This is a genomic window from Methylobacterium sp. Leaf89 (assembly GCF_001422215.1).
In the GTDB taxonomy this organism is placed as follows: Bacteria; Pseudomonadota; Alphaproteobacteria; order Rhizobiales; family Beijerinckiaceae; genus Methylobacterium.
On sequence record NZ_LMML01000029.1, the window covers coordinates 226302 to 231439 of the forward strand.

The window sequence follows — 5138 nt, forward strand, 5'->3', positions numbered from 1 at the left end:
GATGCCGTGCGGCATCCGGGCCGGCCTCGTTCGCGGTGACGTGCCACAGACGTCGCCCGAGGTCCCATGTCGTCCTCCCGTTTTCGCTCGTTTCCCCGTTCACGGCCCACCGGCCGATCCTGGCTCCTCGGCGCCTGCGCCGGTTTCCTGCCCTACGGCGCCGGGATTCCGGACGCGTTCGCCGAGACTGCGCAGGCGGACCTCGCCGAATTGTCCGTGACCGCCGAGGCCCCGGCCAGCGGTGGCCGCGGGCCAGCCGCCCATGCGGGATTCGTCGGCGGCGTCACCGGTATCGGCGGCGGCCTCCGCAGCGTCGATGCGGCGAGCGCCGGCGTGATCTCGGGGGCGGCACTCAACAGCCGGCCGATCACCCGGCCCGGCGAGGCGCTCGAGAGCGTGCCCGGCCTCATCGTCACCCAGCATTCCGGGGAGGGGAAGGCCAACCAGTTCTTCCTGCGCGGGTTCAACCTCGACCACGGCACCGACATCGCGCTTCACGTGGACGGCATGCCGGTGAACATGCGCACCCACGCTCACGGCCAGGGCTATGCCGACCTGAATTTCCTGATCCCGGAACTCGTCGGCGCGGTCGAATTCCACAAAGGACCCTACTTCGTCCGCGACGGCGACTTCGCCTCTGCCGGCTCGGTGCGGATCGACTATCTCGACACGGTCGCGCGCAACCTCGCGCTGACGTCGCTCGGCAGCTTCGGCTACAAGCGCGCCCTCAGCATCGCCTCCGCGCCCCTCGGCGAAGGCCACCTGCTCGTGGCCGGCGAGGCCCAGACCTATGACGGCCCCTGGGACGTGCCCGACCGCCTCGCCAAGCTGAACGCCGTCGTCCGCTACAGCCAGGGCACGGCCCTCGACGGCTTCGCGCTGACCGGCATGGCCTACTGGGCCAAGTGGAACGCCACCAACCAGATCCCGGAGCGCGCCGTTGCGGAGGGGATCATCGGCCGCTTCGGCTCCCTGAATCCCACGGACGGTGGCGACACCGGCCGCTACTCCCTCTCGGGCCGCTGGAGCCGCACGACCGACGCCGGCATCACCCGGGCGAGCGGCTACGTCATCCGCTACGGCATGAACCTGTTCAACGACTTCACCTACTTCCTCAACGACCCGGTGAACGGCGACCAGTTCCGCCAGCGCGACAGCCGGGTGCTCGGCGGCGGCGAGGTCAGCCACACCGTCGAGGGCACCCTGTTCGGCTTGGCCGTGGAGAACGAGATCGGCCTCCAGACCCGCACCGACGCCATCCGGGTCGGCCTGTTCAACACCACGGCGCGGCAAACCCGCTCGACCGTGCTCGATGACCGGGTGCTGGAGGCGAGCGCGGCCCTCTACGTCGAGAGCCGGATGCGCTGGACCGACTGGCTGCGCACCAGCGTCGGCGTGCGCGCCGACGGGTTCTCCGCCGATGTCCGCTCGGACACGCCGGCCAATTCCGGCACGGCCCGGGACGGGATCGTCAACCCGAAGCTCGGCCTCGTGCTGGGACCCTGGTTCGACACCGAGGTGTTCGTGAACTACGGGGGCGGCTTCCACTCGAACGATGCCCGCGGCGTCACCGCCACGGTGGATCCGGCGAGCCCGCTCTTCAACATCAGCCGCTCGCCCTTCCTCGTGCCCTCGACGGGCTCGGAGATCGGCCTGCGCAACCGCAGCCTCGCCGGGCTGGAGACGGCGGTGACGCTGTTCCAGCTCGACTTCGCCTCCGAGAACCTGTTCCAGGGCGACAGCGGCACCACCGAGCCGAGCCGTCCCACCCGCCGCTTCGGCGTCGAGTGGACCAACCGCTACGCGGTGACGCCCTGGCTCTCCCTGGAGGGGGACCTGACGGTGACGAATGCCCGCTTCGCGGACCGCGACCCCGTCGGCAACCGGGTCCCGGAGGCGCCCACCACCATTGCCTCGGCCGGTTTCACCTTCGGCGAGGGGCCGGGCTGGTTCGGAGCGATGCGCCTGCGCTACTTCGGGCCGCGGCCGCTGATCGAGGACAATTCGGTGCGCTCGCGCCCGACGGCGCTGGTCAACGGGCGGGTCGGCTACAACTTCGACAACGGAATCAGCCTGTCCCTCGACGTGTTGAACCTGACCAACGCCCAGGCCGACCAGATCACCTACTTCTACACCTCCCGTTTGCCCGGCGAGGCGGCGGACGGCGTCGCGGACCGGCACTTCCACCCCGTCGAGCCGACGGCGGTACGCCTGACCCTGGCGGGGCGGTTCTAGGTCACATGCCGGGTGAAAGTCTGTGAGATGACTTTGCCATGTTGACGAAGCGTGGAACCACAGCTTACGCGGCTGTCATGCGTGCTTGGCGGCCAGATTGGGGATTCTGCCGTGCGGTCATCGCCCTGACCGTCCTCTACGCGCTTTGCCTGCAGGCGTTGCTGGGTTCCATGGCGCCCGTGCCCCAGCTGAGCTTCAACACCATCATCTGTGCCGAACACGCCGGAACGGACGCTCCGGCGGACGCGGCACTGCCCTGTCGGCATTCGTGCTGCACCCTGGTGCAAGCCGTCATGGTGCCCGTTCTGGTCCTCGCCTTCATCGCTGTGCGCTGGTCGCCCGGTGATGCGGTGCTCCGCGCCTGGCGGACCGGAGACCCGGGAACCGCACGGGCGCCGCCCGATCCATCCGTCAGTCCCCGAGGTCCGCCGACCGCCTGATCGATCCGTTTGTCCCAGATCGCTCCGTGCCGGACCCCCAACCATGTCTCAGTCCCTCCAGGGTGACGCGACAGCCTTCCGCGCCGTCGTTTCTGCCCACCCGATGCAGGATGCCGTCTATCGCGCCGTCTGGCGCTGGCACTTCTACGCCGGCCTGCTCTGCCTGCCCGTCCTGATCCTGCTCTCGGTCACCGGCTCGCTCTACCTGTTCAAGGACGAGGTCAACGCGACCCTGTTCGCGTACCGGACAAGGGTCGCCGTGCAGGCGAGCCCGCCCGTGGGTGTGGACCTCCTGCTTTTCAACGCCTCCGAGGCCGTGCCGACCGCCGTACCGGTCTCGTTGACCGAGCCCGCCGATCCGTCCGCCTCCGCGGTCGTGACGATGGCCGAGGGATCCCGCAGGATCCTGGTCTACCTCAACCCATACGACGGCTCGGTGCTGGATCGGGTCGCCCGGGACAACGAGTTCATGATGGTGGTGCGAGGCCTGCACAGCCTCGCCTACTTCGGACCGGTGGCCAACGGACTCATCGAGGTCGTGGCCGGGTTCACGATCATCCTGGTTCTGACGGGCCTCTATCTCTGGTGGCCGCGCCAGCAGGGCGGCGGGGTCGTGCGTCTCCGCGGCACGCCCCGCAGGCGCGTGTGGTGGCGCGACCTGCACGCCGGCACCGGTCTGGTCGCCGGGGCCGGAATCTTCTTCCTCGCCCTGACCGGGCTGCCCTGGTCTGCCTGGTGGGGCCAGCACCTGCGCAGCTGGTCCAACGCGGCCGGCGTCGGGCAGCCCAGCGCCCTCTGGGCCAACAAGCCCGTCTCGACCGTGCCCATGCGAGAGATGCTCACCACCACCGGATGGGCTATGGAGGACGCTCCGCTTCCGACCTCGCAGCCGGCCGCCACCCCCACCATCGGGCTCGCGCGCGCCGTCGACATCCTGCGAGCCCTCGGGATGCCGCGCGGCTTCGAGGTCTCCTTGCCGTCGGGGGAGACCGGCGTCTACGCCGCGGCCGCCTACCCGAAGGACGTGACGGGGCAGCGGATGATCTCCCTCGACCAGTACACCGGCACGCCGCTAGTCGACGTCCGGTTCGCGGACCTTGGCGGGGTCGCCCGCGCCATCCAGTACGGCATCGGCCTCCACAAGGGCGAGCACTGGGGTCGAGCCAATCAGTTCGCGATGCTGGCCTTCTGCCTGGCGACCATCCTGCTCGCCGTGACCGCCGCGACGATGTGGTGGAAGCGGCGCCCCGCCGGTCGCCTCGGCGTACCACCGTGGCCACGCGACCGGCGTGTCGCGGCCGGCGTGACCCTGATCGTCCTCGTCCTCGGGGCCCTGTTCCCCCTGACCGGGCTCGTCATCCTCGGCATGCTGCTGCTCGACCTCGGCCTGCAGGCGCTGCGAACCCAGGCGAGGACCTGAGGCAGCCGAAACGGGCGGCGTTCCCGTGCACCCCATCCTTCCCCTGCTGATCGGCCGCCGCGGCATCCTCGGCGTCGTCCTGATCGCGCTCGCGCTCTGGACACAGGCGCTCGCGCCGGCTGCGCCCCTGCGCATGCTCGCGGCGATGTCCGATCCACTGCGCAATCCCATTCTCTGCGGCCCTGCGGTCGATGGGGGCGAGGAGGTCCATTCGAACGTGGGGGTGCCCGCCCCGGCACACCCGGAATGCGCCCTGTGCCAGTTGTGCTGTGCAGGGGTCGCCCTCCCCACGCTGCCATCGGGCCCGGCCGCCATACGGAGCGTGCACTGGCATCCGGTATCGTGGCCGATCCCCCCTCCCACGCGCACACGGCCTCCGTCCCGTTGCCTGGGGCAGCCCCGGGCTCCGCCTCACCTCGTCTGATCGCCGAACCACCCTTCCTCACCGCAGCGTGCCTGCGCAGCGTCCTCCCCGATCCGTCGAGCTTTCCCCATGTTCCCGTACCCAAGCGCCCGCCGGCCCATGCGCGCCCTGGCGATCCTTCTCGGCGCAAGCCCGCTCGCGATCGCGATGGCGCAGGCCCAGACCGCCGGTCAGGCCGTGACCCTGGAAGAGCTCTCCGTCGAGGGCCAGGGCGGTGGCGCCGGACAGGGGCGGGGTCGGACTGCCCTCTCGCCCGCCGCCGCCGCCGCCGCACCGACACCCATCGACCGCCCCGTCGGCGAGGTCGTCACCAGCCTCGGGCGAGACGGCATCATCGAGAACCGTCCGGCCACCAGCATCGGGTCGGTTCTGGCCAACAGCCCCGGCGTGACCGTGCGCCAGGGCAATGGCGGGCGCGACGTGGTGATCTCCATCCGGGGCAACAATGCCCGCTCCACCGGCGTGATCAAGAATACGGTCGTGCTGGAGGACGGCTTCATCCTGACCCAGCCGGACGGCGCCTCACGCTTCGACCTCGTCGATCCGCGCGCCTACAGCCGCATCGACGTGTTCCGCGGTCCGCAATCAGCGCTCTTCGGCAACTACGCCACCGGCGGCG

General features: G+C 70.3%; 2 protein-coding genes and 1 pseudogene. All 3 read left to right on the forward strand.

Going from position 1 to position 5138, the window contains the following annotated elements; all coding sequences use genetic code 11:
* The first annotated feature begins 66 nt into the window (after positions 1 to 66).
* Positions 67 to 2235 (forward strand): TonB-dependent receptor, encoded by a 2169-nt coding sequence (locus ASF18_RS16480; protein WP_082487652.1) that lies wholly within the window; start codon positions 67 to 69, stop codon positions 2233 to 2235.
* A gap of 483 nt (positions 2236 to 2718) precedes the next feature.
* Positions 2719 to 4095: a PepSY domain-containing protein gene (locus tag ASF18_RS16490; protein WP_056353128.1), complete on the forward strand. Its 1377-nt coding sequence runs from the start codon at positions 2719 to 2721 to the stop codon at positions 4093 to 4095.
* 571 nt (positions 4096 to 4666) lie between these two features.
* Positions 4667 to 5138, forward strand: a pseudogene (locus ASF18_RS24835) (Plug domain-containing protein); the annotation flags it as partial.

Coding starts and splice junctions, on each gene's coding strand:
- ASF18_RS16480 (WP_082487652.1), top strand. CDS start 67: ATGTCGTCCTCCCGTTTTCGCTCGTTTCCCCGTTCACGGCCCACCGGC.
- ASF18_RS16490 (WP_056353128.1), top strand. CDS start 2,719: ATGTCTCAGTCCCTCCAGGGTGACGCGACAGCCTTCCGCGCCGTCGTT.